Source organism: Pseudomonas sp. B10, assembly GCF_900156235.1.
GTDB classification, from domain to species: domain Bacteria; phylum Pseudomonadota; class Gammaproteobacteria; order Pseudomonadales; family Pseudomonadaceae; genus Aquipseudomonas; species Aquipseudomonas siliginis.
In genome coordinates, this window is the sequence record NZ_LT707063.1 from 4,924,132 (window position 1) to 4,949,831 (window position 25,700).

Annotated in this window: 23 protein-coding genes; 7 read left to right on the top strand and 16 right to left on the bottom strand. The window is 60.3% G+C overall.

What is annotated here, in order from left to right:
- Window positions 1–3: 3 nt before the first annotated feature.
- Both BXA01_RS22315 and BXA01_RS22320 read right to left on the bottom strand, forming a co-directional pair.
- Entirely contained in the window at window positions 4–657 is a 654-nt protein-coding gene (locus tag BXA01_RS22315; RefSeq protein ID WP_076566272.1) for a COG3650 family protein, read from the bottom strand.
- 60 nt (window positions 658–717) lie between these two features.
- Window positions 718–1,317, bottom strand: coding sequence for a short chain dehydrogenase (locus tag BXA01_RS22320; RefSeq protein ID WP_076566275.1), 600 nt, complete (start codon window positions 1,315–1,317; stop codon window positions 718–720).
- 102 nt (window positions 1,318–1,419) lie between these two features.
- Here BXA01_RS22320 and BXA01_RS22325 point away from each other — a divergent pair, with 102 nt between their 5' ends.
- A complete protein-coding gene (locus BXA01_RS22325; protein WP_076566278.1) occupies window positions 1,420–2,334 on the top strand; it encodes a LysR family transcriptional regulator in 915 nt (304 codons plus the stop codon).
- Window positions 2,335–2,444: 110 nt separating this feature from the next.
- On the opposite strand, the gene BXA01_RS22330 is transcribed toward BXA01_RS22325, so the two are convergent.
- The 9 genes from BXA01_RS22330 to BXA01_RS22370 all read right to left on the bottom strand — a co-directional run bounded on the left by BXA01_RS22330 (window position 2,445) and on the right by BXA01_RS22370 (window position 10,176).
- Window positions 2,445–2,921 (bottom strand): DoxX family protein, encoded by a 477-nt coding sequence (locus BXA01_RS22330; RefSeq protein WP_076566280.1) that lies wholly within the window; start codon window positions 2,919–2,921, stop codon window positions 2,445–2,447.
- A complete protein-coding gene (locus BXA01_RS22335) occupies window positions 2,918–3,676 on the bottom strand; it encodes an HvfC/BufC N-terminal domain-containing protein (protein WP_076566283.1) in 759 nt (252 codons plus the stop codon). The genes BXA01_RS22330 and BXA01_RS22335 overlap by 4 nt, the downstream gene beginning before the upstream one ends.
- The gene (gene bufB / locus BXA01_RS22340; protein ID WP_076566285.1) at window positions 3,673–4,560 is read right to left on the bottom strand and encodes an MNIO family bufferin maturase; all 888 of its coding nucleotides are present in this window, start codon (window positions 4,558–4,560) and stop codon (window positions 3,673–3,675) included. Before bufB ends, BXA01_RS22335 begins: the two co-directional genes overlap by 4 nt.
- Window positions 4,561–4,585: 25 nt before the next feature.
- On the bottom strand, window positions 4,586–4,891 hold the full coding sequence (locus BXA01_RS22345) for a BufA1 family periplasmic bufferin-type metallophore (RefSeq protein WP_016771358.1): 306 nt from the start codon (window positions 4,889–4,891) through the stop codon (window positions 4,586–4,588).
- A gap of 285 nt (window positions 4,892–5,176) precedes the next feature.
- Window positions 5,177–5,878: an ABC transporter ATP-binding protein gene (locus tag BXA01_RS22350; RefSeq protein ID WP_076566287.1), complete on the bottom strand. Its 702-nt coding sequence runs from the start codon at window positions 5,876–5,878 to the stop codon at window positions 5,177–5,179.
- Window positions 5,879–6,646: a high-affinity branched-chain amino acid ABC transporter ATP-binding protein LivG gene (gene livG, locus BXA01_RS22355; RefSeq protein WP_016771357.1), complete on the bottom strand. Its 768-nt coding sequence runs from the start codon at window positions 6,644–6,646 to the stop codon at window positions 5,879–5,881.
- Entirely contained in the window at window positions 6,643–7,899 is a 1,257-nt protein-coding gene (locus BXA01_RS22360; RefSeq protein ID WP_016771356.1) for a high-affinity branched-chain amino acid ABC transporter permease LivM, read from the bottom strand. Before BXA01_RS22360 ends, livG begins: the two co-directional genes overlap by 4 nt.
- Window positions 7,896–8,819, bottom strand: a complete 924-nt coding sequence (livH, locus tag BXA01_RS22365) for a high-affinity branched-chain amino acid ABC transporter permease LivH (protein ID WP_016771355.1) — start codon at window positions 8,817–8,819, stop codon at window positions 7,896–7,898. The genes BXA01_RS22360 and livH overlap by 4 nt, the downstream gene beginning before the upstream one ends.
- 229 nt (window positions 8,820–9,048) lie before the next feature.
- A complete protein-coding gene (locus tag BXA01_RS22370; RefSeq protein WP_016771354.1) occupies window positions 9,049–10,176 on the bottom strand; it encodes a branched-chain amino acid ABC transporter substrate-binding protein in 1,128 nt (375 codons plus the stop codon).
- Window positions 10,177–10,527: 351 nt separating this feature from the next.
- Here BXA01_RS22370 and BXA01_RS22375 point away from each other — a divergent pair, with 351 nt between their 5' ends.
- A complete protein-coding gene (locus BXA01_RS22375; protein WP_016771353.1) occupies window positions 10,528–10,833 on the top strand; it encodes a DUF2288 domain-containing protein in 306 nt (101 codons plus the stop codon).
- A gap of 304 nt (window positions 10,834–11,137) precedes the next feature.
- Here the strand turns inward: BXA01_RS22375 and BXA01_RS22380 are convergent, their stop codons facing one another.
- Window positions 11,138–13,336, bottom strand: coding sequence for a hypothetical protein (locus tag BXA01_RS22380; RefSeq protein WP_076566290.1), 2,199 nt, complete (start codon window positions 13,334–13,336; stop codon window positions 11,138–11,140).
- A gap of 196 nt (window positions 13,337–13,532) precedes the next feature.
- On the opposite strand from BXA01_RS22380, the gene BXA01_RS22385 reads away from it, so the two are divergent.
- Window positions 13,533–14,429 (top strand): NAD(P)-dependent oxidoreductase, encoded by an 897-nt coding sequence (locus tag BXA01_RS22385; protein ID WP_172834016.1) that lies wholly within the window; start codon window positions 13,533–13,535, stop codon window positions 14,427–14,429.
- Here the strand turns inward: BXA01_RS22385 and BXA01_RS22390 are convergent.
- Window positions 14,320–16,602, bottom strand: coding sequence for a putative bifunctional diguanylate cyclase/phosphodiesterase (locus BXA01_RS22390; RefSeq protein WP_076566293.1), 2,283 nt, complete (start codon window positions 16,600–16,602; stop codon window positions 14,320–14,322). The two genes, BXA01_RS22385 and BXA01_RS22390, sit on opposite strands and share 110 nt — an antisense overlap.
- A 150-nt stretch (window positions 16,603–16,752) precedes the next feature.
- Complete coding sequence (locus BXA01_RS22395) at window positions 16,753–17,121, bottom strand: YkgJ family cysteine cluster protein (RefSeq protein WP_024011928.1); 369 nt, start codon at window positions 17,119–17,121, stop codon at window positions 16,753–16,755.
- Between the two features lie 301 nt (window positions 17,122–17,422).
- Here BXA01_RS22395 and BXA01_RS22400 point away from each other — a divergent pair, with 301 nt between their 5' ends.
- On the top strand, window positions 17,423–18,772 hold the full coding sequence (locus BXA01_RS22400; protein WP_076566296.1) for a spinster family MFS transporter: 1,350 nt from the start codon (window positions 17,423–17,425) through the stop codon (window positions 18,770–18,772).
- A gap of 191 nt (window positions 18,773–18,963) precedes the next feature.
- Here BXA01_RS22400 and rapA read toward each other — a convergent pair whose 3' ends face one another.
- Window positions 18,964–21,810 (bottom strand): RNA polymerase-associated protein RapA, encoded by a 2,847-nt coding sequence (rapA, locus tag BXA01_RS22405; protein ID WP_076566298.1) that lies wholly within the window; start codon window positions 21,808–21,810, stop codon window positions 18,964–18,966.
- 239 nt (window positions 21,811–22,049) lie between these two features.
- Here rapA and BXA01_RS22410 point away from each other — a divergent pair, with 239 nt between their 5' ends.
- From BXA01_RS22410 to ccoM, 3 genes are all read left to right on the top strand, one after another.
- Window positions 22,050–22,391, top strand: a complete 342-nt coding sequence (locus BXA01_RS22410; RefSeq protein ID WP_024011931.1) for a hypothetical protein — start codon at window positions 22,050–22,052, stop codon at window positions 22,389–22,391.
- Window positions 22,392–22,485: 94 nt separating this feature from the next.
- Window positions 22,486–22,647 (top strand): hypothetical protein, encoded by a 162-nt coding sequence (locus BXA01_RS27145; RefSeq protein WP_016771347.1) that lies wholly within the window; start codon window positions 22,486–22,488, stop codon window positions 22,645–22,647.
- A 169-nt stretch (window positions 22,648–22,816) separates the two neighbouring features.
- Complete coding sequence (gene ccoM, locus BXA01_RS27500) at window positions 22,817–22,930, top strand: cytochrome c oxidase subunit CcoM (protein WP_331717082.1); 114 nt, start codon at window positions 22,817–22,819, stop codon at window positions 22,928–22,930.
- Between the two features lie 1,018 nt (window positions 22,931–23,948).
- On the opposite strand, the gene BXA01_RS22415 is transcribed toward ccoM, so the two are convergent.
- Window positions 23,949–25,424: an inorganic phosphate transporter gene (locus BXA01_RS22415; RefSeq protein WP_016771345.1), complete on the bottom strand. Its 1,476-nt coding sequence runs from the start codon at window positions 25,422–25,424 to the stop codon at window positions 23,949–23,951.
- Between the last annotated feature and the right edge of the window lie 276 nt (window positions 25,425–25,700).

Consider the following 25,700-nt stretch of genomic DNA (forward strand, 5'->3'; position numbering starts at 1 on the left):
CGATCAGTCGTTGCGTGCGCCGCCGAAATAGCCGCAGCCGCGCTGCACCTGACCGTCGATGCGCAACTCGGCGCTCATGTGCTGCACGCTGCCGGTGCTGCTGTCGACGCAGCGCTGTGGCGCGACCCACAATTCGATGCGCTGGTTGTTGGCTTCGCTGCTGAGATTGAAGCGGCCGTCGCCCAGTTGCTCTTCCACATACGGCACCGCCAGTGGAGCCTGGCCGTCGCGCTCGATGACCATGCCTTTGCCGCTGACCTTGACGTTCCACTCCGGGCCATGGCCGGCGGCGCGCAGGATCAGCAGTTTGAAATTCGGATCGTCGCAGGCCGTGCCCGAGCGCTCGACGCGATACAACTGGCCGAGGTCGAGACGGTCGCCGGAGACCTTGCCGCGCACATCGGCAAACAGCTTGCCCTGTTCGTCGGCGAGTGTAGCGGCCTCTTGCAGGACGCTGGTGCCGCCGATGTCGTTGACCACCAGTTGCCGCTGATCCTGGCACGGCTGGAATACCAGTTTGCCGTCGGCGGCGGTCAGTTGCCCCTGCATGCGCGTGTGTCCGGCATGGGACACACTTTCACGCTGGCCGTCGAACAACTGGCAGGCGGCAAACATCGGCAGCAGGGCAACGAGGACGAACGAACGGGCAACACGCATCTTTGGCTCTCCAGACAAGTGCTGCCACGTTACGCAGCCTGACCGCTCATCACAAGGGCCTTAACCCACGTGAAACGTCTGACCGGTTTGCAGGCCTTCGACACTTTTCGCGTAGGCCAATGCCACTTCCGCGGCAGGAACCGGCTTGAAGCCACGGAAGTAGGGCGCGTATTTGCCCAGGGCTTCGGTCAGTACGGTCGGGCTCACCGAGTTCACCCGCAGGCCACGCGGCAGTTCGATGGCGGCGGCGCGGACGAAGCTGTCGATGGCGCCGTTGACCAGCGCTGCCGAGGCACCGCTGCGAATCGGGTCGTGGCTGAGCACGCCGGTGGTAAACGTGAACGAAGCGCCATCATTGGCGAACTCGCGGCCGATCAGCAGCAGGTTGACCTGGCCCATCAGCTTGTCTTTCAGGCCGAGGGCGAAGCTGTCCTCAGTCATGTCGTCCAGCGCTGCAAACGTCACGTTGCCCGCCGCGCAGATCAGCGCATCGAACTTGCCGGTCTGTTCGAACAGCTTGCGGATCGAGGCGCTGTCGCTGATATCCACTTGCAAGTCACCGCTGTTGCGGCCGATACGAATGACCTCGTGGCGTTGCGACAATTCTTTGTCCACCGCCGAACCGATGGTGCCCCCGGCGCCTATCAACAGAATTTTCATCGCTGTACCCCATGTGTGTGAATGAGGTTTCAGTCTAGGGTGGTTTTTTCAGCGGATAAGCGCACTAATAGGCAACCTTTGGTTTTCAATTGGAAACAATCCATGAGCGAAATGGATGATCTCGCCGCGTTCGCTGTGCTGATCGAGGCCGGCAGTTTCACCCTTGCGGCGCAGCAGTTGGGCTGCAGCAAAGGCCAGTTGTCCAAGCGCATCAGCCAGCTCGAAGCGCAGTTCGGTGTGGTATTGCTGCAACGCACCACCCGGCGCTTGAGTCTGACGGCGGCGGGGGCGGCGCTGCTGCCGCAGGCCCAGGCGCTGGTGGTCCAGGTCGAACGCGCACGGCAGGCTTTGGCGCGGTTGAAGGACGACATGGCCGGCCCCGTGCGCATGACGGTTCCGGTGTCGCTCGGCGAGACTTTCTTCGATGGCTTGCTGCTGGAGTTTTCCGGGCAATACCCGGAGGTGCAGATCGAGCTGGAGCTGAACAACAGTTATCGCGATCTGTCGCGCGATGGCTTTGATCTGGCGATTCGCGCCGAAGTGGCCAATGACGATCGGCTGGTGGCCAGGCCGCTGTTGGCGTGGCACGAAATGACCTGCGCCAGCCCGGCCTACCTCGAGCGCTTTGGCGAGCCGGCGACGCCGCATACCTTGGCCGAGCATCGTTGCCTGCTCAACAGCCATTACAGCGGGCGCGAAGAATGGCTGTATCACCAGCAGCACGAGTTGTTGCGGGTGCGGGTTTCGGGTCCGTTTGCCAGCAATCACTACAGCCTGTTGAAGAAAGCAGCGCTGTCCGGCGCCGGCATCGCCCGTTTGCCGTCGTATTTGCTGCAAACGGAACTGGCGGACGGCCGCTTGCGCTGGTTGCTGCGCGATTACCAGACGCGACGCATGCCGATGTATCTGGTGCACCCGTATCAGGGTGGATTGCCCAAGCGCACGCAGGTGTTGGCGGATTATCTGATGGGCTGGTTCAAACGCAGTGGCGAGGCGCTGGATCGACTCCAGCGCTGATGTGATTTCCCTGTGGGAGCGAGCCTGCTCGCGAATGCGTCAGTTCAGTCGATACCGATGTTGAATGACACACCGCTTTCGCGAGCAGGCTCGCTCCTACAGGGGGGATCTTACTTTGCGAAACGGCGGGCAATCAGCTGATCGATCGACAATTTGCCCGGCCCGGTCGCCATGAGGTACAGCAACACCGCCGCCCAGGTGCCGTGGGTGGGGTAGGCATCCGGGTAGACAAACAGTTGGATAGTCAACGTCATGCCGAGCAATGCCAGCGCCGAAAACCGTGTGGCGAAGCCGAGCAGGATCAGCAGCGGAAACACATGCTCGGCAAACGCTGCCAGATGCGCGGCAATTTCCGGCGACAGCAGCGGCAGGTTGTACTCGCTTTGAAACAGCGGAATCGTCGAGTCGGCCAAACGTGGCCAGCCCAGTTCAAAAGTGCCGTCAATCAAATCGACGGCCAGTCCTTCGACCTTGGTTTGCCCGGATTTCCAAAACACCGCGGCAATGGAAAAACGCGCGATGAAGGCAATCAGGCTGTGCGGAATTTTTTCCAACAGCGCAATGACGCGCAAGACCAAAGCGTTCATGGCAACTCCTTGTAATTCAGCTGGGTGATCGCGTTATGCGCAATCAGTAAGGCGAGGGTTTGCGCGAGATCGAACGGCGGGCTGTTTTCTGCCGCCGCGAGCAACGGCGAGCCCTGAAGCAGATGACCAATGAACACGCTCGCACCTGGTTCAAGCGCAAACACCTCAACGTCGAGACCATTGCGCAGCACCAGGGCATGCTGGCCTTGATGGAGGCCAATGCCCGCGAGACTTGGCTCCTGCTGGTGCGCGGCCCAGATCGCGACAACCGCGTAGGCTGAGTCGAGCAGGTGCAGCGAGGGATGCAGTTCGAAACACAGTTCACTCAGCGACTGCGGATCGGCCAGCGCGGCACTGACTTGTTCAGGCCGGATCGGCTGCGCATCGGCGGCGTGGTAGGCAACAGTGCGCAAATGCTCGAGTCGCGCGACATCAGCCACATAAGGCACGCCGGCGATGGGTTCAAACTCTGCGATGAAGTCGGCGAAGTGCTCGCCATAGCGGCTCATCAACGGACTGTGTGGCGGCTGACTCTGGACGAAAATCGCCGCCATGGCGCGGAAGAATTCCTCGCCGACCAATTGCAGCACCACCGGATAGCTGTCGGCCAGGGCATTGATCAGCGAGCTTTGCACGTTGTTGCGATAGACCGCGAAACGCCGCGACGGATCGGCGCCGTTGCGGCTGCACAGGCCCTTGGGATACGGCAGTTGCGCATTGAGCAGGGCGGCGGCGAAATCCGCTTGCGTGCTCATGCCGCACGCTCCGCGCGGCGCAACAGCGTCTCGGCTTGCTGCGCTTCGGCGAGCAAGACGTCGAAGGCCGGCACCTGATTATCGCGTTCGATCAGCGTCGCAATCGGGCCAGTCCGTTGCAGCACGCGTCGGTACAGATCCCAGACTGCCTGATCGATTGGTGCGCCATGGTCGTCGATCAGCAAGCGGTCGCCAAGGTTGTCGCAATCTTCAGCGAAGCCGGCCAGATGAATCTCGCCGACCGCGTGCAGCGGTAACGCATCGAGATAGGCCAAAGGATCGCGCTGATGATTGATGCACGACACGTAGACATTGTTGACGTCGAGCAACAAGCCGCAGCCGCTGCGGCGGATTACTTCGGCGATGAACTCGGCCTCATCGATCGTCGAGTGCTCAAATCCCAGATAGGTCGCCGGGTTCTCCAACAGCATCGGTCGTTTCAGAGTGTTCTGCACCTGGTCGATGTGCGCACAGACGCGGTTCAGCGTCGGCGTGTCGTAAGCCAGTGGCAGCAGGTCATTGAGGAACACCGGGCCGTGGCTCGACCACGCCAGATGTTCGGAAAAGGCTTGCGGTTGATAGCGCTCGATCAGCTCGGCGAGGCGTTTGAGGTGCTGGCTGTCCAGCGCGCCTTCGCCACCGATCGACAGCCCCACGCCGTGCAATGACAGCGGGTACTGTTCGCGAATCAGACCGAGAAAATGATGAAACGGGCCGCCGGCCACCATGTAGTTTTCGGCGTGGACCTCGAAGAAACCGAGGTCCGGTACGGAGCCGAGCACATCAAGGAAGTGCCCGGTCTTGAGCCCCAGCCCGGCGCGGGCAGGGAGCTCGGTGCGAGCTGCCTGAGTGCGCGGCAGGGACGGTTCGTGATGACTGAACATGGGCGTCACTCAGGCAGGCCGTGGATCAGGACTTGGCTTTGAAGGCTTCGAGCTGACCGAAACCGGTCGGCGAGGTTTTGCTTTCGGTGGTGGCGCAGGTGCCTTTCGGAACGAGCTTCCAGGCGTTGGCCTGATAGTCCATTTTCGCCGTGCCGGCGCAGGTAGTCCCGGCACCTGCGGCGCAATCGTTCTTGCCCTTCATGGCCACGCCGAAGCATTTTTCCATGTTGGCATCGGCGGCCTGGGCGGTGGAGACAGTGGCGATGCTCAGAGCGGAACCGAGGGCCAGTACCAGGGCGGTAGCGGACAGGGTACGGGTAGTCGCAGTCATGATGTTTCTCCAGTTTTTTATCAGGGTTTCTGCAAGCGGTTTGCGCTTGCTTGTCCCTCTAGAGAACGGGTGGGGGGATGCGTTACAGGCGAGACTGAATTTTTTATGAAAATCTTCGAACTGCCTCGTCCCCCTGTAGGAGTGAGCCTGCTCGCGATAGCGGTTTGTCAGTCACTACTGTTCTAACTGATACACCGCTATCGCGAGCAGGCTCACTCCTACAGGGGATTTTTGGTGGGCATGAAAAAACGGCCCGAAGGCCGTTTTTTTGTGCAGCGATAACACTCAACCGCCGAGGTACGCCTCGCGTACTTTCGGATCGGTCAGCAGCGCTTCACCGGTGCCTTGCATGACCACGCGGCCGTTCTCCAGAACGTAGGCGCGGTCAGCGATTTTCAGCGCCTGGTTGGCGTTCTGCTCGACCAGGAACACCGTCACACCGTCCTTGCGCAGCTGTTCGATGATGTCGAAGATCTGCTGGATGATGATCGGCGCCAGACCCAGCGATGGCTCGTCGAGCAGCAGCAGCTTGGGCTTGCTCATCAGCGCACGGCCGATGGCGAGCATTTGCTGTTCGCCGCCGGACATGGTGCCGCCGCGCTGGTTGAAGCGTTCTTTCAGGCGAGGGAAAAGTCCGAGAACCTTGTCCATCTGTTCCTCATAGTCGCCCTTGTCGGTGAAAAATCCGCCCATCGACAGGTTTTCTTCCACGGTCAGACGGGCAAACACCCGACGCCCTTCCGGGACCACGGCGATGCTCTTGCGCATGATCTGCGACGAGTCCTGGCCGACCAGTTCCTCACCCATGTAACGGATGCTGCCGCTGTGCGCCTGCGGCGAACCGCACAGCGTCATCAGCAGCGTGGATTTGCCGGCACCGTTGGCGCCGATCAGCGTCACGATCTCGCCCTGACGGACTTCGACGTTGACGCTGTGCAGGGCCTGGATCTTGCCGTAGAAGGTGGAAACGTTTTCGAACTGCAGCATTTACGCTTCCCCCAGGTAGGCTTTGATCACTTCAGGATTGTCGCGGATCTGTTCCGGCGTGCCGTCGGCCAGCGGCGTGCCCTGGTTGATCACGACGATGTGGTCGGAAATGCTCATGACCAGTTTCATGTCGTGTTCGATCAGCAGCACGGTGACGTTGTGCTCTTCGCGCAACACACCGATCAGCGCCTTGAGGTCTTCGGTTTCCTTCGGGTTCAGGCCGGCGGCCGGTTCGTCGAGCATAAGGATCCGCGGGCGGGTCATCATGCAGCGGGCGATTTCCAGACGCCGTTGCTGGCCGTAGGCGAGGGTGCCGGCGGTGCGGTTGGCGAACTCTTTGAGGTTGACCTTTTCCAGCCAGTATTCGGCAAATTCCATCGCCTCGCGCTCGCTTTTGCGGAACGCCGGGGTCTTGAACAGGCCGGACAGGAAGTTGGTGTTCAGATGACGGTGCTGGGCGATCAACAGGTTTTCGACCGCAGTCATGTCCTTGAACAAACGCACGTTCTGGAAGGTCCGCACCACGCCTTTGAGGGCGATTTTGTGGCCCGGCAGGCCTTGGATCGGCTCGCCGTCGAGCAGGATGCTGCCGCCGGTAGGCTGATAGAAGCCGGTCAGGCAGTTGAACACGGTGGTCTTGCCGGCGCCGTTCGGGCCGATCAGTGCAACCACCTGCTTTTCCTTGACGGTCAGCGCCACGCCGTTGACCGCGAGCAAGCCGCCGAAGCGCATGCTCAGATTTTCGACTTTAAGGATCTCGCGGCTCATTTGCGCAACTCCATGTGTGGGCGTTGCATCGGCAGCAGACCTTGTGGACGCCAGATCATCATCAGCACCATCAGCGCACCGAACATCAACATGCGGTACTCGCTGAACTCACGCATCATTTCCGGCAACAGGATCATCACGATCGCCGCCAGAATCACGCCCAGTTGCGAGCCCATGCCGCCCAATACGACGATGGCGAGGATGATCGCCGACTCGATGAAGGTGAACGACTCGGGCGTCACCAGACCCTGACGCGCAGCGAAGAAGCTGCCGGCGAAACCGGCGAACGCAGCACCTAGGGTGAACGCGGAGAGCTTGATCACGGTCGGGTTCAGGCCCAACGCGCGGCAGGCGATTTCGTCTTCACGCAGCGCTTCCCACGCACGGCCGATCGGCATGCGCAGCAGACGGTTGATCACGAACAGCGCAGCCAGTGCGAGCAACAGCGCAACCAGGTAAAGGAAGATCACCTTGTTGATCGAGTTGTATTGCAGGCCGAAATACTCGTGGAACGTCTGCAGGCCTTCGGCGGCTTTGCGCTCGAAGGTCAGGCCGAAGAACGTCGGTTTTTCGATGTTGCTGATGCCGTTCGGGCCACCGGTGATGTCGGTCAGGTTACGCAGGAACAGACGGATGATCTCGCCGAAACCCAAGGTCACGATCGCCAGATAGTCGCCGCGCAGACGCAACACCGGGAAGCCCAGCAGGAAGCCGAACGTCGCCGCCATCAGGCCGGCAATCGGCAGGCAGATCCAGAAGCTCAAGCCGTAGTAATGCGACAGCAGCGCGTAGCTGTAGGCGCCGACGGCGTAGAAACCGACGTAGCCCAGGTCAAGCAGACCGGCCAGACCGACGACGATGTTCAGGCCCAGGCCGAGCATCACGTAGATCAGGATCAGCGTTGCGATATCCACCGCGCCACGGGAGCCGAAGAACGGCCAGACCAGGGCGATCAGAATCAGCGCAATGATGAAATAGCGCTGGGTGGTTGGCAGGGTCAGGAAGTTGCTGGCCTTGGCCGGGATCAGTGGCATGCCCGGCGAGGAGCGCCAGGCCTTGCTGATCTGCTGGTTGAACAGCACGCGCAGGAACATCAGCACCGAGCAGATCGCGATGGTTGCGAGTACCGCAGGGCTGGTGTTGTGCACTTCCAGATTGATGCCGACGATGGTCAGTTTCAGACCCAGTACCGGGTAGGCCACCGCCCACACCAGCAAGGCACTGAACAGTGCCTGTTTAAGATTCCTAGTCATACTTTCTCAACCTCCGGACGGCCCAGAATGCCGGTCGGACGGAACAACAGCACCAGAACCAGCAGGCCGAACGCAACGACGTCCTTGTACTGGTCGCCGAAGATATCGGCACCGAACGCTTCCGCTACACCGAGCACCAAGCCGCCGAGCATGGCCCCGGGGATGCTGCCGATGCCGCCCAGTACCGCAGCGGTGAAGGCCTTGAGGCCGACGAGGAAACCGGCGTTGGGGTTGATCACGCCGTATTGCATGCTCAGCAGCACCGCAGCGACCGCCGCCAGCGCAGCACCGATGACGAAGGTCAGGGCGATGATGTTGTTGGTGTTGATGCCGAGCAGGTTGGCCATCTTGATGTCCTCGGCACAGGCGCGGCAGGCGCGGCCCAAGCGGGAACGGGAGATGAACAGGGTCAGGCCGAGCATGGCGATCAGGGTCACCACGAACACCACGATCTGCATGTAGGAAATCAGCACTTCTTGTGCGCCACCCGGACCGAAGGCGAAGTTGCCCGGGATCAGGTTGGGGATAGCTTTGTCCTTGGAGTCTTGCGCCAGCAGAACGGTGTTCTGCAGGAAGATCGACATACCGATGGCAGAAATCAGCGGGATCAGACGGTTGCTGCCGCGCAGGGGGCGGTAGGCGATCCGTTCGATGCTGTAACCGTAGGAACTGGTGACGACGATGCTGGCGATGAACGCCGCAGTCATCAACAGCGGGACACTGTCGAGTCCCATCATGGTCAGCCCGGCGATGGCGATGAAGGCCACGTAGGAACCGATCATGTATACCTCGCCGTGGGCGAAGTTGATCATTCCAATGATGCCGTAGACCATCGTGTAGCCGATGGCGATCAAGGCATACATGCTGCCAACGTTGAGGCCGTTAACCAGCTGTTGGAAGAAGTGATAGAGGTCAGGCATTACAGCGCTCCTAAAAACCTGTACGCATTTCACTGGTGGAGTCATTTTCCCGCCCGGCCCCGTGGATCTCTATCCACTTCGAATCCGGGTTTTGCCAGCGAACCGCTGATGACGGTTTTGAGATTTTCAGGTGGGTCGACTGGCGGATCACGCCAGCGCGGCCCATACATTCGCAAAACAAAGCCCACGGCACGCCGTGGGCTTTATTGGCAGTCAGTCGGGCAAGGCCTTACTGAGGCGAAACTTCGGTTTTAGGTTTGCCGTTGTGCCACTCGTACACGACAAATTTGAAGTCCTTCAGGTCGCCCTTGTCGTCGAAGCTCAGGTCGCCGGTCGGGGTCTTGAACGAACCGGCGTGGATGGCTTCAGCCACTTTGGTCGCGTCTTCGGACTTGGCCGCCTTGATGCCTTCGGCAATCACGGTCACCGCCGAGTAGGACGGGAACACGAACGGACCGCTCGGATCTTCCTTCTTGGCCTTGAACGCGTCAGCCAGAGCAACGTTGGCCGGATCCTGGTCGAAGGATTTCGGCAGGGTCACCAGCAGGCCTTCGGACGCGTCCTTGGCGATCTGGGTGATCGAGTCGTTACCCACGCCTTCCGGACCCATGAAGCGGGCTTTCAGGCCTTTTTCCTGAGCCTGACGCAGAATCAGGCCCAGCTCCGGGTGGTAGCCGCCGTAGTAGACGAAGTCGACGCCGGCTTGCTTGAGCTTGGCGATGATTGCGGAGAAGTCCTTGTCGCCAGCGTTGACGCCTTCGAAGACGGCAACCTTGGTGCCTTTCTTCTCAAGGGTCGATTTCACCGCGGTGGCGATGCCTTCGCCGTACTGCTGTTTGTCGTGCAGCACGCCAACCACTTTCGGTTTCACGTGATCGGCGATGTAGTTGCCGGCGGCAGGGCCTTGGGCGCTGTCGAGACCGATGGTGCGGAAGATCATTTTGTAGCCACGGGCGGTGATGTCCGGGCTGGTGGCAGCCGGGGTGATCATGATCACGCCTTCGTCTTCGTAGATGTCCGAAGCTGGCTGAGTGGAGCTGGAGCACAGGTGACCGACCACGAACTTGACGCCGTCGTTGACGACCTTGTTCGCTACCGCTACCGCTTGTTTCGGATCGCAGGCATCGTCGTATTCAACGGCTTCGAGTTTCTTGCCGTCGACGCCGCCCTTGGCGTTGATCTGCTCGATGGCCATTTTCGCGCCACTGAACTGCATGTCGCCGTACTGGGCTACTGGACCGGTTTTAGGACCGGCGATACCGATTTTGATGGTGTCAGCTGCGAACGAATGGCTGGCAACCCCGGCCAGAACCATAGCGGCAAACAGTTTGGAAATCTGCTTAGTAGCCTTAGTCATAGTGCTCCACTCTTACTGTTGTATTTTTTAGAGTTCTGGCGCCGTAGCAGCAGAACCGGGTCAGATATCTTTGCGATACCCTCCGGAAAATGCCCCGGCAACTGTACCGGTACAGTGTAGAGCGCCGCTTGATCAACTGGGAAGCGGGCGCCACGGGGCAAAACTTGGGGGTGTCGCATTTTTGAATGAAAGAGACAGAATTGCGGCGGGGCAATCGGGGGCATATATCCCAAAAGGCAGCATTCCCTGGCGTTCCTGCTCTTTTCGTTCGGTGCAGCGATTTGCAACCGGGTTTTTCTGACGGACCACCGACGTTATCATTCGCGTCGATTTCTTTTCCGGACAGCTCCCATGAATCAAGAACCTAGCACCCTCTATGCCAAGCTGCTTGGTGAAACGGCATCTATTACCTGGAAAGAGCTGGAGCCGTTCTTCGCCAAGGGTGCCCTATTGTGGGTCGACCCTGACCTGGATTTGATCGCCGCCGCCGAGGCCGTGGCCTCGGATGAGGGCGAGAAAGTCGCGGCCTGGCTGGCCGACGACAAGGTCGCCAAGCTGTCTGAAACGCGGGCACTGGATATTTTCGAACGTGATCCGCAGCTTTGGGCCGTAGTGGTTTCGCCGTGGATTCTGATCCAGGAAAGGGCGGCCGTTTAATTGCCTGCACCCCTTTGGTGCCTCGATTGCCGCACCGCAAGTGTGTAGCGGAGTAGCGTGATGGCACCTTGCCGTGGAGAAATGCCACGCCTCACGGTGACGTAAACGTAACGGGAACAGTTTATTGAGCGGCCTGAGGGTCGCTTAATTGTTTCTGGATATTGGAAAGGTTGAAATCTTTAGTGAATTTGAAGGCCCATCGCTGGCAAGCCAGCTCCCACAGTGTCCGGGTGAACACAAATATTGTGCGCACCACAAATCTGTGGGAGCTGGCTTGCCAGCGATGGCGGCGACTCGGTTTTGATCAGACCGAGTAAGTCTTCCCGGTATGGTTATTCAGCGAAATCACCTTGGTCTTGCCAATCCGGTGGCGGTAGATCTCGCGCAGGTACTTGATCGACTTCTTCACGCAATCACGCGACAGGCGGATGTCATTGATCGAGACGAACTTGTCTTTATCGTTGATCAGCTCGCGATACTTTTTCTCGTACATCGGTTTGATCGCGTACCAGTTGGTATCAAGGATCTTCGCCGGGTTTTCGAATTCGTTGAGCAGGTCGTCGATCCGCTCTTCGTCGAAGTCTTCCTGAATGATGAAGTCGAGAATCGAGTTATCCAGCGTCTCGTCGAAACGGTACGGATTCTTCGCGAAGCAGCGCTTGATGAACGCCACGATCAGCGTGAGGAAGTCGTCCGACAGGCACGGGCTCTTGGCGATCAGGGTGGTCAGCGACAGGTTGGCCGAAGCGCCGATCACCAGCGCGTAGCGCTTGAGTGTGGTGTTGGGGAACAGGCTGTTGAGGTGGGTCTTCAACCGGTTCAGGTCCATGTACGACAGCTTGTAATCTTTCGGCAGCGAGACGATCGAGACCACCGACGAGCAATTCTTGAAGAAGTGCAGGTCGTGCAGCGCGGCGGCGTCGTAGCCGGAATTCTTGTACTGCTCAAGCGAAGCGCGATAACGCTTGGATTCGATCGGCAGCAGGCTGATGCCTTCGATGGCCTGAGTGACCTTGTTGAAGTGCGGCAGGTCGATCGAACGGAAGAACAGGTCGTCGATGTTCAGGCGCTGCGGCTCTTTATCGAAGACCTTGAACTTGTCGCTGCTCGGCGGTGGGGTTTCCGGGACTACCGATTCGGCGTAGGCAATCGCCACCGGCCCGGCCAGACTCATGAACAGGTCGTTGGCGTCCAGGCGGATGGTTTCGCCGATGTCGATGCCGGCGCGGCGGAAGTAGTTCTGGTCGTAGTCGGTGGTGACTGCCTGCGCCGTCAGAATGTTGAAGATCTGTTGCGAGATGTACTGGTTGGCGTGCTTCTCCATGGCATTGACATCAATGTTCTGGATATTGCCGTCATCGCTCTCTTCGGCGTAACGCATGATGTCGTTGGAGATCAGCATCATCGCGTTCCATGGGCGGATACGCCCCATGACGCTGGCTTCGCTGCTGTCTTCGTTGGCGAAGTTGTAGGAGAAATCCCACTCCTCCGACAGGTATTTGCACAGCAAGCGCCCGGCGTTGATGTGCAGCGCTTCGGACATTTCGCTGCGGTGGTCGGAAATGTTCGGCAGCACGCAGATGCCGCTGGTAAAGATCGGCTCGAAGACAAACGAATGACCGCTCTTGCCGTCATGCTCGTCCATCGGCTTGGTGTCGAAGGTCTTGTTCATGTACGAGTGCTGCTGCGCCAGACCGAACTCCGAGGCCATGCCCGAACCGGTACCGCCGCCGGCACTGAAGATCGAGAAATACAGGCGCGACTGGTTGGCCTTGATCCCGCAGCTGTCGATCAGGTACGAGTGGATCATTTTCCAGTCGGGGCTGGAGAAGCGCTGGGTGTCCTTGTTGAGGATGATCTTCGCCAGGTACTGGCCGAGGATCGGCGCGTTACCGGCGCCACCGGCGTGGACTTCGGACAAGTCCATGATCTTCATTTTGCTGTAGTCGCGCAGGAAGCCGCTTTTCTCGCCCTTGCGTGAGAAACGGATGCGCCCGGCGATGTCCTTGTCGAGGTCGCCAAGCATCACCAGCGGTTCGACCAGAAACACCGGTTTGGTCGATTTGCTGGTGCCGATGCGCAGATTGTTCTTGATCCACTGCGCCGGGCTGTAGCCCTTGTCGGCCAGACGCCGGTCGGTCGGGCGGTCTTCGTTGTTGAATTCGTTGAGGTAGAACTTGCGCGCGTTGTACACCAGCTCCGCCACGTCGAGGGCGATGTTGGAGCCGCAGCGACCGAGGCCGATCAGGCACACCGAGGGGAATTCCTGGTCGTTGTGCTGCTCGTTGTCGCCTTCCTGATGCGCCGGGCGCGGGAACACCGAATCGCGCAGGCCGTCGAGGTTATCGAGGATGCGGTCGGTGTTGGTTTCGGTGAAGTACAGGTATTGCTGGGTCGACAGCGGGCGCGAAGGCGGCGTCGGCCTGGATAATGACGCGCTGTTCGCGGCGGGACTCAGGGTCAGATCGGCTGTTGCACTGGCGGGGTTGTTTTTAGAGGTCATGGTGCGCCATTTACCTGGACTGGGTTGGCCCGCCGAACAGTGCCGGCGAACCTCACGGAATAAGATCTCGCGTCTTGTGTGCGCGAATACGGCCCGGGCGTCGTAGTGCTGGCTGGTCTGATCGCCGGGCGGAATCCTTTCCTGATCGTTGATGAATCGGCCATGATTCGGTGATCTTTAATCGAAAAGAGGCGAAATGATGTCAACGCTACCTTCGTTGGGGTTTGCCGGAATCGGCCTGATGGGCCTGCCGATGTGCCGGCGTCTGCTGGCCGCGGGTTACCCGCTGACGGTGTGGAACCGCAACCCGGACAAGTGTGCACCGCTGGTTGCGGCCGGCGCCCGACAGGTATCGAGCCCGGCTAACCTGTGCGCACACGCCGACATCGTCATGCTGTGCCTGGCCGACACTGCCGTGGTGCGTGAGGTGGTGTTTGGCGCTGGCGGCGTTGCCGAAGGTGCGAAAAACGGCCAGCTTTTGGTGGATTTCTCCAGTCTTGAACCGACCGCGACTCGCGAGATGGCCGCAGCGCTGGCCGAGAAAAGCGGCATGGGTTGGCTTGACTCCCCGGTGTCCGGCGGTGTGGCCGGCGCCGAAGCCGGCAGTCTGGCGATCATGGTCGGTGGTGCAGCGGCAGATCTTGAGCGCGTGCGCCCGGTGCTGCTCAGCCTCGGTCAGCGCGTCACGCACATGGGCGGCATCGGTGCCGGCCAGGTGACCAAGGCCTGCAACCAGATGATCGTCGCCTGCAATGCGCTGGTGATTGCCGAAGTGGTGGCATTGGCCGAGCAGGCCGGGGTCGATGCCAGTCTGATCGCCGAGGCGTTGGCCGGTGGTTTTGCAGATTCCAAGCCGTTGCAGATCCTTGCCCCGCAAATGGCCGAGAGCCGTTTCGAACCGATCAAGTGGCACGTGCGCACGCTGCTCAAGGATCTCGACACAGCGGTGAAATTTTCCCGCGAGCAGGGCTCGGCAACGCCAATCAGCGGATTGGCCGCACAATTGATGCGCCTGCATGGGGCGCAAGGCTTTTTAGCGAAGGATCCAGCGACGCTGGTGCAAATGTATCGCGCGCCAGACTCAACGGATTGACCCCGAGCACGGGTTTGCGCTGGTTGATTTCATCGAGCACCGCGCGTAATTCGTCCAGCGGCACCGGGCGGCTGAGCAGATAACCCTGAATGAAGTCGCAGCCCGAACGCTCGAGAAACTCGTATTGCTCCAGGCTCTCGACGCCCTCGGTGACCACCTGCAGATGCAGGGTGTGAGCCATGACGATGATCGCCTGGACGATCTCCATGTCCGCCGTGGCGGTGGGGATGTCGAGGATGAACGAGCGGTCGATCTTCAGGGTGTTCAGCGGCAGGCGCTTGAGGTAGGCCAGCGACGAATAGCCGGTGCCGAAATCATCGATCGACAGCGACACACCGAGGGCGCGGATCTGCCGCAGGAGCACCAGAGTGTCGGCGATATTGCCCATCAAGGCGTTTTCGGTGACCTCCAGTTCCAGGCGTTCCGGGGCAACGCCCGCCGTGTGCAAGGCGTGCTCAATCTCCTCGGCAAGCTCTTCGCGCGCCAGATTCAGCGGCGAGCAGTTCCAGGCGATTTTCAATTCCGCACACCCGTGCCGCGACAGCTCGCCAAGATCCTTGCAGGCGCGGCGCAGCACCCAGTTGTCCAGTTCGGCAATCAAACCGTTGTTCTCGGCGATACCGATGAAGCGATCCGGCGTGAGCAAACCGTGAACCGGATGCTGCCAGCGAATCAGCGCTTCGAGCTTGGTCACGCGTCCGGTTTTCAGTTCGAAGATCGGCTGGTAGTAGAGCATCAGCGCGTTGTCTTGCCGTAGCGCACTGCGCAGTTCCTCTTCCAGTTGCAGCTCGAAACTGGCGCGGGTCTTCAGGCTGGAATTGAAGAAGTGCAGACCGTTGCGCCCGGCGCCCTTGGATTGGTACAAGGCCAGGTCGGCGTGCTTGAGCAGCTCTTCGCAAGTGGTGCCGTCTTCTGGGAACAGGCTGATGCCGATGCTGGTGGTCATCACCATGCGCCGGCCGGCCAGTTCGACCGGCTCTTTCATCTTGTGCATGATGCGCTGCGCCATACCACGCGCCTCTTCGCGGTCACGCAGGCTGATGAGGATGCAGAACTCGTCGCCGCCGAATCGCGCGACCACGTCTTCGTGGCTGCGCACCGAGCTCTTGATGTGCTGGGCGATGACTTTGAGCAGCGCGTCACCGGCGTCATGGCCGAGGCTGTCGTTGATGCGCTTGAAGTGGTCGATGTCGAGAAACATCACCGCGAGCATGCCGCCCTCGCTGGTTTTCTGGCTGAGTTTTTCGGCGAACATCTGGTTGAAACCACGGCGGTTGATCAGGTTGGTCAGCGCGTCGTAATTGGCCGCTTGCTGCAAAGACATGCGCGCCTGATCGAGTTGGCTGAGCAAGGCGTTGACCCGGCGCAGGTCGTTTTCCTTGTTCTGCAGCTTTTTGTCGGCGAGGGCGGCGCTGATCGCACTGCCGAGGATCAACAGGATGATCAGCGCCACGGTCAGGCCCAGTTGCAAATGCCCGGTTTCACTGCCGCTCGCTGCCAGGGCACCTTCGGGAAGCACCAGATCCAGCGCAGCCATGCCGGTGAAGTGCATGCTGATGATGCCGGCGCCGAGAATCAGCGCCGCGCTGTACTTGAGCAATTGATGCGCGACGCCGCTGCCTTCGCTCAAATAGCGGGCTACCCACAGCGCAGTGAAACTGGCGCCGATGGCAATCAGCACCGACAGCGCGAACAGCCCTGGCTGATAGTAGGCGGTGGCGCTCGACTTCATCGCTGCCATGCCGACGTAATGCATGCCCGCGATGCCCAAACCGATGACACATGCGGTCTTGAGGCAATGCAACGCGCTCGGCTGCACCTCACTGAGGGTATGCATGGCCAGCCACGAGGCGAGCAGGGCGATCAGCAACGACAAGAGGGTGATGCCGAGGTCGTACTGAATATCGATGGGGGTCTGGAAGGCCAGCATGCCGATGAAGTGCATGGCCCAGATGCCGCCGGCCAGGCAGGTCGCGCCGATCCAGCGCCAGATTCGCCGCGACCCCGGATCTTCGGCATGCACCAGGCGCTCTGCCATGTCCAGGGTGGCGAAGCTCGCCGCGCAGGCGACCAGATAGGCCACCATCACCAACAAAGGGTTGTGGCTGCAATCGAGGAGAATCTGCCCGCTCGCCGGCAGCTCGGCAACAAACTGCAAACCAAGCCACTCCATAGCATGCCCCGTCTCGGATTCATCTGGCCCTTGCGTCAATCAACGCAGGCGAATGAAAGCAGTATAGAGGCGGTTTTCCGGCTGCAAGCCGTAGTGGCATATTGGTGGTAATGATTTTGCCATTAGCCTCATAGCGATTTGCGCTAAGGCTCAGGCAATGCGCTCCAGCGGCAGATCATTCCAGTGTGGCGGCAAGGGGGGCAGGCCGTGGGCAGCGCGGGCCTTGTCGCAGTCCGGGTTGTGTTCGCCGTTCTCCCACGACGCCTCGAACTCACGACACGTACTCGAGCGCTTGTCATAGATCGTGCAGGCCACGGCACTGCCGACCTCACCCGCCAGGGACATGCAACGCGCCGGTTTGCGATCGGTGCCGATCATTGCCACCCGGCTCGGGGTGATCTGCGCGACCAGTTCATCGGGCACCGTCCCGCCAGAGGATGAGCACTCACCCCAGAAAAAAGACACGCGAAAATGGGAACAGCAGGCACCGCAATTCAGACACGGACTGGCTTCGGACATGGGCGGGGGTATCAAAGGGATTGATCGGAAGATCCGGACGGATCCGGCGGCCATTCTAGACTTTGCCATGGCGTTGGGAAGGGGGGCGCGAAACTATTTTTTTGTCGCCGGATTTTGCCGCGAAAGCCCCGTATGGCGGGGGATCCCAGACTTATCAAGGGCTTACGTTTCGTTACAGTGCGATGGGTCGATATCAGGCTGACGAATGATGACAGACAGCCCCCGTGCGGCTGACTAGATTGCAGGTTCCGGGCTCGACGCGCTGGCAGTGAAGCCCTCATAACAATAAAGAGACGGACCCATGCAGAACTCGACCCAAGCGGCGAATGCCTGGCGCATTCTGTTCCTGCTGTTCCTCGCCAACCTGTTCAATTTCTTCGATCGCACCATCCCGGCGATCATCATCGAACCGATCCGCATGGAATGGCACCTCAGCGACTTTCAGCTGGGCATCATCGGCACCGCGTTCACCATCGTTTACGCCATTGCCGGCCTGCCACTCGGGCGCATGGCCGACACCGGTTCACGCAGCAAACTGATGGGCTGGGGCCTGGCGACCTGGAGTGCGCTGACTGCGGTCAACGGTATGGTCGGCAGTTTCTGGAGCTTTTTGATCGTGCGCATGGGCATCGGCATCGGCGAAGCCAGTTACGCACCAGCGGCCAACTCGCTGATCGGCGATCTGTTTCCGGCGCACCGTCGCGCGCGGGCGATGGGTATTTTCATGCTTGGCCTGCCGCTGGGGCTGCTGCTGGCGTTCTTCACCATCGGCGCGATGGTCAAGGCCTTCGACAGCTGGCGCGCGCCGTTCTTCATCGCTGCCGTGCCGGGGCTGATCCTCGCGGTGTTCATGTTCTTCATCAAAGAGCCAAAACGCGGCGCGGCTGAAACCGTGCAGGTCTCGCAAGAGAAAGTCGACAAACCGATCCGCCGCGTCCTCGCCGTGCCGACCTTCCTGTGGCTGGTGATGGCCGGGCTGTGCTTCAACTTCGCGACCTATGCCTGCAACTCGTTTCTGGTGCCGATGCTGCAACGCTATTTCCTCATGCCGTTGCAGGAGGCGGCGGTGGCCACCGGTGTCATCGTTGGCGTGACGGGATTGGTCGGGCTGACCCTCGGCGGCTGGATCGCCGACAAGATCCACCAGCGCTTCGCCAGTGGGCGGCTGCTGTTTGCCGCGTTCAGCCTGATCATTTCAACGTTGTGCACAGCCTGGGCGCTGCATGCCGGGCGCATCGAGATTGGCGTCTTCGTCGCGGTGTTCAGCGTCGGCTGGCTGTTCGCTTACAACTTCTATACCTGCGTGTACACGGCGATTCAGGACGTCGTCGAACCGCGCCTGCGGGCCACGGCGATGGCATTGTTCTTTGCCGGTCTGTATCTGCTCGGCGGCGGGTTGGGGCCAGTGGTCGTGGGTGGTCTGTCGGATCACTTCGCGCATACGGCAATGCTGGCGGCGGGGGCTGAGCAGATGACCGAAGCGTTCAAGGCTGTCGGCCTGCATGACGCGATGTACCTGATCCCGGTGGCGCTGTTCCTGACCATGGTCTTTCTGTTTCTGGCATCGCGGTGTTTTGTCCGCGATGCGCAGCGGATGAAGGAGGGGTTGGTGGCGGTAGTTGAGCCTGAAATTTCTCCGGCGACTGCCTGACCGTTTTCGCGAGCAGGCTCGCTCCCACATGATCGTTCCCACGCTCTGCGTGGGAATGCCTCAAGGGACGCTCTGCGTTCCAGCTTTGGTAGGGACGCGGAGCGTCCCGGGCTGCATTCCCACGCAGAGCGTGGGAACGATCGGCCCGCATCACTGCGGGCCTCTTGGTTTTCAGCGGTGGAGCGGGGCGATTAACCCGCTACCAGCACCCGAATCGCTTCCAGGCGCAACGCCGCTTTGTCGAGCATCGCCAGACCTTGCTCACGCTGAGTGCGCAACGCCTCCAGTTCGCTGTCACGCACGGTCGGGTTGACCGCTTGCAACGCGGTCAGGCGCGCCAGTTCTTCGTCAGTGTCGGCGGCCAGACGACGGCGCGCTTCAGCCACACGCTCGGCGTGACGCGGGGCGATCTTTTCTTCGCCGGCATTGATCCGTGGTGTCAACTGATCGCGTTGAGCCTGGATGAACTTGTTGGCACTGGCGCGGGGCACGCTTTCCAGCTGATCGTTGAGGGTTTCGAACGACACCCGTGGCGACAGGTCATTGCCATTGGCATCGAGCAGGCAACGCAGCGCCGCCGGTGGCAGGTAGCGACCCAGTTGCAGCGAGCGCGGTGCGACCACTTCGCTGACGTACAGCAATTCGAGCAACACGGTGCCCGGCTTCAGCGCCTTGTTCTTGATCAGCGCGACGGCGGTGTTGCCCATCGAACCGGACAGCACCAGATCCATGCCGCCCTGCACCATTGGGTGTTCCCAGGTGATGAACTGCATGTCTTCGCGCGACAGCGCCTGGTTGCGGTCGTAAGTGATGGTCACGCCTTCGTCGTCGCCCAGCGGGAAACTGGCGTCGAGCATCTTCTCGCTCGGCTTGAGGATCAGGGCGTTTTCCGAGTGGTCTTCGCTGTCGATGCCGAAGGCGTCGAACAGGGTTTCCATGTAGATCGGCAGGGCGAACTGATCGTCCTGCTCGAGAATCGCCTCGACCAGCGCTTCACCTTCGCCAGCGCCACCGGAGTTGAGTTCCAGCAGACGGTCGCGGCCGGTGTGCAGCTCGGCTTCGAGACGTTCACGCTCGGCGCGTGCTTCGTCGATCAGCGCTTGCCACTCGCCGTCATCGGCTTCTTCGAGCAGCGGCAGCAGGCGTGGGCCGAACTGATGCTGCAAGGCGTTGCCGGTCGGGCAGGTGTTGAGGAAGGCGTTGAGCGCCTCGTGGTACCACTGGAACAGGCGCTCTTGCGGGCTGGTTTCCAGGTACGGCACGTGCAGTTCGATGATGTGCTTCTGGCCGATCCGGTCGAGACGGCCGATGCGCTGCTCGAGCAGGTCCGGGTGCGACGGCAGATCGAACAGCACCAGATGGTGAGCGAACTGGAAGTTACGACCTTCACTGCCGATTTCCGAGCAGATCAGCACCTGCGCGCCGAATTCTTCGTCGGCGAAGTAGGCGGCGGCGCGATCACGCTCGAGGATGTTCATGCCTTCGTGGAACACCGTGGCCGGGATGCCGGAACGCACGCGCAACGCGTCTTCCAGGTCCATCGCGGTTTCGGCGTGGGCGCAGATCACCAGCACTTTGGTGCGCTTGAGCATTTTCAGCTGATCGATCAGCCACTCCACGCGCGGGTCGAATTTCCACCAGCGCTCTTCTTCACTGGCTTCCGGCTGCGCCTGGAAGCTGACTTCCGGGTACAGCTCGGCGTGTTCGCCCAGCGGCAGTTCGAGGTATTCGTCGGGGCACGGCAGCGGATACGGATGCAGTTTGCGCTCCGGGAAACCCTGCACGGCGGCGCGGGTATTACGGAACAGCACGCGGCCGGTGCCGTGGCGATCGAGCAGCTCACGGACGAGGCGGGCGCTGGCTTCAGTATCGCCATCGTTGACGGCGGTGAGCAGGGCTTCACCTTCGTTGCCGAGGAAACCGTGAATGGTCTTGTGCGCTTCGGCGGAGAGACGGCCCTTGTCGAGCAGTTCCTGCACCGCTTCGGCGACCGGGCGATAGTTGTCGCTCTCGGCGCGGAACGCGGCCAGGTCGTGGAAACGGTTCGGGTCGAGCAAGCGCAGACGGGCGAAGTGGCTGTCCTGACCGAGTTGTTCCGGGGTGGCGGTGAGCAGCAGCACGCCGGGAATCACTTCGGCCAGTTGCTCGACCAGCGAATATTCCGCGCTGGCCTTGTCTTCATGCCACACCAGGTGATGCGCTTCGTCCACCACCATCAGGTCCCAACCGGCAGCGAACAAGGCGTCCTGCGCCTTCTCGTCGTCGACCAGCCACTCCAGCGCGACCAGCGCCAGTTGCGTGTCTTCGAACGGGTTGGTGGCATCGCTTTCGATAAAGCGTTCTTCGTCGAACAGCGCGACCTGCAGATTGAAGCGGCGGCGCATCTCCACCAGCCACTGATGCTGGAGGTTTTCCGGGACCAGGATCAGCACGCGGTTGGCGCGGCCCGAAAGCAGTTGGCGATGGATGACCAGACCGGCTTCGATGGTTTTACCCAGACCTACTTCGTCCGCCAGCAGTACGCGCGGGGCGATGCGGTCGGCGACTTCGCGGGCGATGTGCAACTGGTGCGCGATCGGTTGCGCACGCACGCCGCCCAGACCCCACAGCGAGGACTGCAACTGACGGCTGGTGTGTTCAAGGGTGTTGTAGCGCAGTGAGAACCACGACAGCGGGTCGATCTGCCCGGCGAACAGGCGGTCGCTGGCCAGACGGAACTGAATGAAGTTCGACAGCTGGGTTTCCGGCAGCGTGACGACCTCGTTCTGCCCGTTGAGGCCGTGATAGACCATCAGCCCGTCGACGTCGTCGACCTGCTGCACGGTCATCTTCCAGCCTTCGAAATGGGTGATGGAGTCGCCCGGCGAGAACCGCACGCGGGTCAGGGGCGCATTCCGAAGCGCGTACTGGCGGGTTTCGCCAGTGGCCGGGTAAAGCACGGTCAACAAGCGGCCGTCCTGTGCCAGAACGGTGCCTAAACCAAGCTCTGCTTCGCTGTCACTGATCCAGCGTTGCCCCGGTTGATACTGCTGCGCCATGCTGCCTGACTCCCACCTTGAAAAAGCGGGCTATCTTAACGGAATGCGACCCTGAGGGCCAAAGGAATAGGAGCAGCGGCAAGCTTTTAGCTTCGAGCTGCAAGCTGAAGCCGAGGCGTCATGTGTCGCTTTTTTCAAGCGGCAGGGCACCAGTCAATGTCTACCGGGTCACAAGTTTGCGACAGGCGGCTCAAGGCGCCTGCACCCCAGCCGATAGCCTGCAGACAGGAGACCTTTATATGTTGCCACCGATGCTCCCCTTGAGCGCCGTGCCGATCACTTCCCAGCAGGATCCGATCCGCCAGCGGCCGGACATCCCGCCGGTGGTGCCGGTGCAGGAAAGCTCCAACGAAAGCACGATCGATCTGCAGAAGCGTGATCCGGAAGAGGATCGTCTGCTGGCGCGCGAAGAACAGCGTCGTCAACAGGAACGTGACCGCCGACGCCGCGAGGCGGATGAAGATCCTGAAGAGCATCTGGCCGTGCCGGGTACCGAGTTGAACGCCGACAACACTGTGCCGGTGGTGCCGTTGATAGACGATCAGCCGCGTCAGGGCTTGTGGGTCGATATCGAGATTTGAGCAGTGACTGGTCAGCGCCTGCGCCAAGCGGCATGATTGGCGCAATCCTGTCGGTGACGGCAGCTGTGATCTCTTCTGCGATGTGCCGGACGCCATGAGCCAAGACGACAAACTGATCGACCTCAGCACTGAACGCGCCAAGCGTGTGCATGACCTCAACGAGAAGCGCCTGAACGAAGTGCGCCAGGCTTTCGAGCAGGCGATGCCGTTGGGAAAAGCCAAGAAAAAGTCGAAGAACAAGCCGAAAAAGCGTTGATCTCCCGCTGCATTGGTTGATGCAGATCAGTTATTTCCCCTCCTTTATTTCCCTTCGTTGCGGATATTGATCCTGGTCAATATGTGCGCCTGTGTGTTTGTTAATTTGAGTCCATCGCAGCAAAGCAAAGCAAAGCAAAGCAAAGCAAAGCAGGGCCGGGAGGTCAGTCATGTTTTTCGATAACGTGGTGTTTGCCGGGGTTCTCACGGTGGGGCTCATGGTGCTGTTTTTTGCAGGGTTTGGATTATTTATCTGGAAGGATGCGCATAAGCGGCGCAAGTGAGTTCTTCTGGATTTGATGGGCACGCAAGGCATTTTGGGGCGACTTCGGTTGCCCCTTTTTTTTGTGCCTTGGCGGCCTTGGCGGCCTTTGGGCCGACCAGGCTGTTGGGGTTTTGGGTGAATATCCGTTGCTTCGGGTGTGGCGGCTGGCGGTTTCGCCCTTACGGCGAGTCACCTTTTTCAAACGCCAAAAAGGTAACCCAAAAGGCTTGCTCCTACGTTCGGCCCTCGCAGGCTCGGGTTCCTTCGCTCCGGGACTGATCCGGGCGCAGCGGCTCCGGTTTGCTTCGCTGCACCTCCTTCCGCTGTGTCTGGCTGCGCCAGACGGTCGCTGCGCTCCCACGCCCGGATCAATCCCTCCGCTCAGCCTTCCGACGTCGCCGGTGGATCAAGATCAAAAGCACTCGAGCTTGCGCTCATTGTTGAGTGGGGCGGCTTCGCCGCGGGCAGCTGCGCTGCTTTGCTTTTATGTGGGAGCGAGCCTGCTCGCGAAGGCGGCCTTAAAGCCGACCTGTTTTTTGAGGGTGTACCCAATCCAATTGTAGGAGCGAGCCTGCTCGCGATGGCGATCTGCGAGGCAACCAATTCCTATCGAATTCACGTGATCCAACTGTGGAGCTGCCGAAGGCAGCGATCTTTTGATCTGGCTTCTGCTTCTGCTTTTGCTCTGGCGTTTGATCTTTTGCCCCTTCGGCAGGCTTCGTTACGGGATCGATCCGGGGGTGGGAGCGCAGCGACCGTACGACGCAGTCGTACACAGCGAGTGTAGGTGCAGCGAAGCCAACCGGAGCCGCTGCGCCCGGATCGGTCCCGTAACGAAGGTACCCCGAGCCCCAGCGAGCGGGCCGTACGCCGGGGCAAAGCCTTTTGGGTTACCTTTTTGGCGTCTGAAAAAGGTGACTCGCTGTAAGAGCGAAACCGCCAGCGGCAGCACCCGCAGCAACGGATATGCCCCCAATCCAAAAAACAAAAAAGGCGCGATTCCAAAGAATCGCGCCTCCTTCAAAAGCAGCTAAAGATCAACTACCCAAAGCCTTCGAAGCCAACCAGAACAACCCGGCCGACAGCGCCACGGTCGCTGGCAAGGTCAGTACCCAGGCCAGCAGAATAGTCTTCACCGTGCCACCCTGCAGGCCGCTCTTGTTGGCAACCATGGTCCCGGCCACACCCGAAGACAACACATGAGTGGTCGACACTGGCAGGCTGAAGATGTTGGCCATGCCGATCAGACTGGCGGTGGTGATCTGCGCCGACATGCCCTGGGAATAGGTCATGCCCTGCTTGCCGATCTTCTCGCCAATGGTCAGCACTACGCGCTTCCAGCCGACCATGGTGCCCAGGCCCAGTGCCAGGGCGACCGCCAGAATCACCCAGAACGGCGCGTATTCAGTGGTGGTGGTCAGGTCTTTGCGCAGCTTGTCGAGGTCAGCCTTTTCACGGGCTTCGAGGCCAGGCAGCTTGCCGACTTTCTTCGCCGTGTCGTCCAGGCAGAGCAGGTAGCGACGCACTTCGATGCGGCTGTCCGACGACAGCGAATGGTAGTCCGCTACACCTTTGAGGGTATGCAGCAGGGCGGTGATGGTCGGTTCGGTCTGCTGCGGGTTGCAGCGGAATTTCTCCGGCAGGTCGCCTTCCACGCTCTTGCCCAGGGCCAGGAACTCACCCAGCGAATCGGCGTTGCGCTGGTAGAACTGGCTCAGGTGCAGGGTCGCGTCGCGGGTGCGTTCGATCTGGTAGGTGGTGCTGTTCAGGTCGAGTACGAACTGCGCCGGGACGATACCGATCAGCACCAGCATGATCAGGCCGATGCCTTTCTGGCCGTCGTTGGAACCGTGCACGAAGCTCACGGCCATGGCCGAGATCACCAGGACCAGACGGTTCCAGAACGGCGGGTGCTTTTTGTCGTCGATCTTGCGACGCTGTTCCGGCGTCTTGTGCATCTTCGACAGCGGGCGCCACCATTTCAGGCCGATCAGCACCAGCGCGGCGATGAGGAAGCCGGCCATCGGCGAGAACACCAGCGAGGCGCCGATGTCGATCGCTTTCTGCCAGTTCACGCCATCTCTCAACGGAATGTCGTTGATCAGCGCGTTGGCCAGGCCGACGCCGAGGATCGAGCCGATCAGGGTGTGCGAGCTGGAAGCCGGGATACCGAAGTACCAGGTGCCCAAATTCCAGGCGATTGCCGCGGCGAGCAACGAGAACACCATCGCCAGGCCATGGCCGGTGTTCACATTGATCAGCAGTTCAACCGGCAGCAAGTGGACGATGGCATACGCCACACCCACGCCGCCCAGCAGCACGCCGAGGAAATTGAACACACCGGAAAAGAACACCGCCAGGTGTGGCGGCATGGCTTTGGTGTAGATAACAGTGGCTACCGCGTTAGCGGTGTCATGAAATCCATTGATGAACTCGAAGGCGAGGACAAACGTCAGGGCGAGCAAGAGGCTCACAAGCACCCAAGCATCCAGTCCGCTGAATAAATCGATCATGAAGGTTTTCTGACCCGGTCGTAAGGGGGCGCGATTATGCCAGAAAAGACAGGAAATCGATGCCCCGTCTGCTCACTGGTCACACCCTTCTTCGATTTAATTTGTTGCAGGGCGTGAAAACCAAGCAGCACGCAGGGTTTTTCAACTACTTGATTTTATTGAATAAACTATATTTTCGAGCCGTTTTTTCAGACATCGCAAAGGCTCAAACGCTTGTCTGAAATATCTCTGAAACCTGTGGGACGCTCGTTCATAAGCCCCAGAACAGCGATGCAG

Excerpts from the sequence above, each read along its gene's own strand:
- BXA01_RS22315 (WP_076566272.1), bottom strand. The coding sequence starts at position 657 with ATGCGTGTTGCCCGTTCGTTCGTCCTCGTTGCCCTGCTGCCGATGTTT.
- BXA01_RS22320 (WP_076566275.1), bottom strand. The coding sequence starts at position 1,317 with ATGAAAATTCTGTTGATAGGCGCCGGGGGCACCATCGGTTCGGCGGTG.
- BXA01_RS22325 (WP_076566278.1), top strand. The coding sequence starts at position 1,420 with ATGAGCGAAATGGATGATCTCGCCGCGTTCGCTGTGCTGATCGAGGCC.
- BXA01_RS22330 (WP_076566280.1), bottom strand. The coding sequence starts at position 2,921 with ATGAACGCTTTGGTCTTGCGCGTCATTGCGCTGTTGGAAAAAATTCCG.
- BXA01_RS22335 (WP_076566283.1), bottom strand. The coding sequence starts at position 3,676 with ATGAGCACGCAAGCGGATTTCGCCGCCGCCCTGCTCAATGCGCAACTG.
- bufB (WP_076566285.1), bottom strand. The coding sequence starts at position 4,560 with ATGTTCAGTCATCACGAACCGTCCCTGCCGCGCACTCAGGCAGCTCGC.
- BXA01_RS22345 (WP_016771358.1), bottom strand. The coding sequence starts at position 4,891 with ATGACTGCGACTACCCGTACCCTGTCCGCTACCGCCCTGGTACTGGCC.
- BXA01_RS22350 (WP_076566287.1), bottom strand. The coding sequence starts at position 5,878 with ATGCTGCAGTTCGAAAACGTTTCCACCTTCTACGGCAAGATCCAGGCC.
- livG (WP_016771357.1), bottom strand. The coding sequence starts at position 6,646 with ATGAGCCGCGAGATCCTTAAAGTCGAAAATCTGAGCATGCGCTTCGGC.
- BXA01_RS22360 (WP_016771356.1), bottom strand. The coding sequence starts at position 7,899 with ATGACTAGGAATCTTAAACAGGCACTGTTCAGTGCCTTGCTGGTGTGG.
- livH (WP_016771355.1), bottom strand. The coding sequence starts at position 8,819 with ATGCCTGACCTCTATCACTTCTTCCAACAGCTGGTTAACGGCCTCAAC.
- BXA01_RS22370 (WP_016771354.1), bottom strand. The coding sequence starts at position 10,176 with ATGACTAAGGCTACTAAGCAGATTTCCAAACTGTTTGCCGCTATGGTT.
- BXA01_RS22375 (WP_016771353.1), top strand. The coding sequence starts at position 10,528 with ATGAATCAAGAACCTAGCACCCTCTATGCCAAGCTGCTTGGTGAAACG.
- BXA01_RS22380 (WP_076566290.1), bottom strand. The coding sequence starts at position 13,336 with ATGACCTCTAAAAACAACCCCGCCAGTGCAACAGCCGATCTGACCCTG.
- BXA01_RS22385 (WP_172834016.1), top strand. The coding sequence starts at position 13,533 with ATGATGTCAACGCTACCTTCGTTGGGGTTTGCCGGAATCGGCCTGATG.
- BXA01_RS22390 (WP_076566293.1), bottom strand. The coding sequence starts at position 16,602 with ATGGAGTGGCTTGGTTTGCAGTTTGTTGCCGAGCTGCCGGCGAGCGGG.
- BXA01_RS22395 (WP_024011928.1), bottom strand. The coding sequence starts at position 17,121 with ATGTCCGAAGCCAGTCCGTGTCTGAATTGCGGTGCCTGCTGTTCCCAT.
- BXA01_RS22400 (WP_076566296.1), top strand. The coding sequence starts at position 17,423 with ATGCAGAACTCGACCCAAGCGGCGAATGCCTGGCGCATTCTGTTCCTG.
- rapA (WP_076566298.1), bottom strand. The coding sequence starts at position 21,810 with ATGGCGCAGCAGTATCAACCGGGGCAACGCTGGATCAGTGACAGCGAA.
- BXA01_RS22410 (WP_024011931.1), top strand. The coding sequence starts at position 22,050 with ATGTTGCCACCGATGCTCCCCTTGAGCGCCGTGCCGATCACTTCCCAG.
- BXA01_RS27145 (WP_016771347.1), top strand. The coding sequence starts at position 22,486 with ATGAGCCAAGACGACAAACTGATCGACCTCAGCACTGAACGCGCCAAG.
- ccoM (WP_331717082.1), top strand. The coding sequence starts at position 22,817 with ATGTTTTTCGATAACGTGGTGTTTGCCGGGGTTCTCACGGTGGGGCTC.
- BXA01_RS22415 (WP_016771345.1), bottom strand. The coding sequence starts at position 25,424 with ATGATCGATTTATTCAGCGGACTGGATGCTTGGGTGCTTGTGAGCCTC.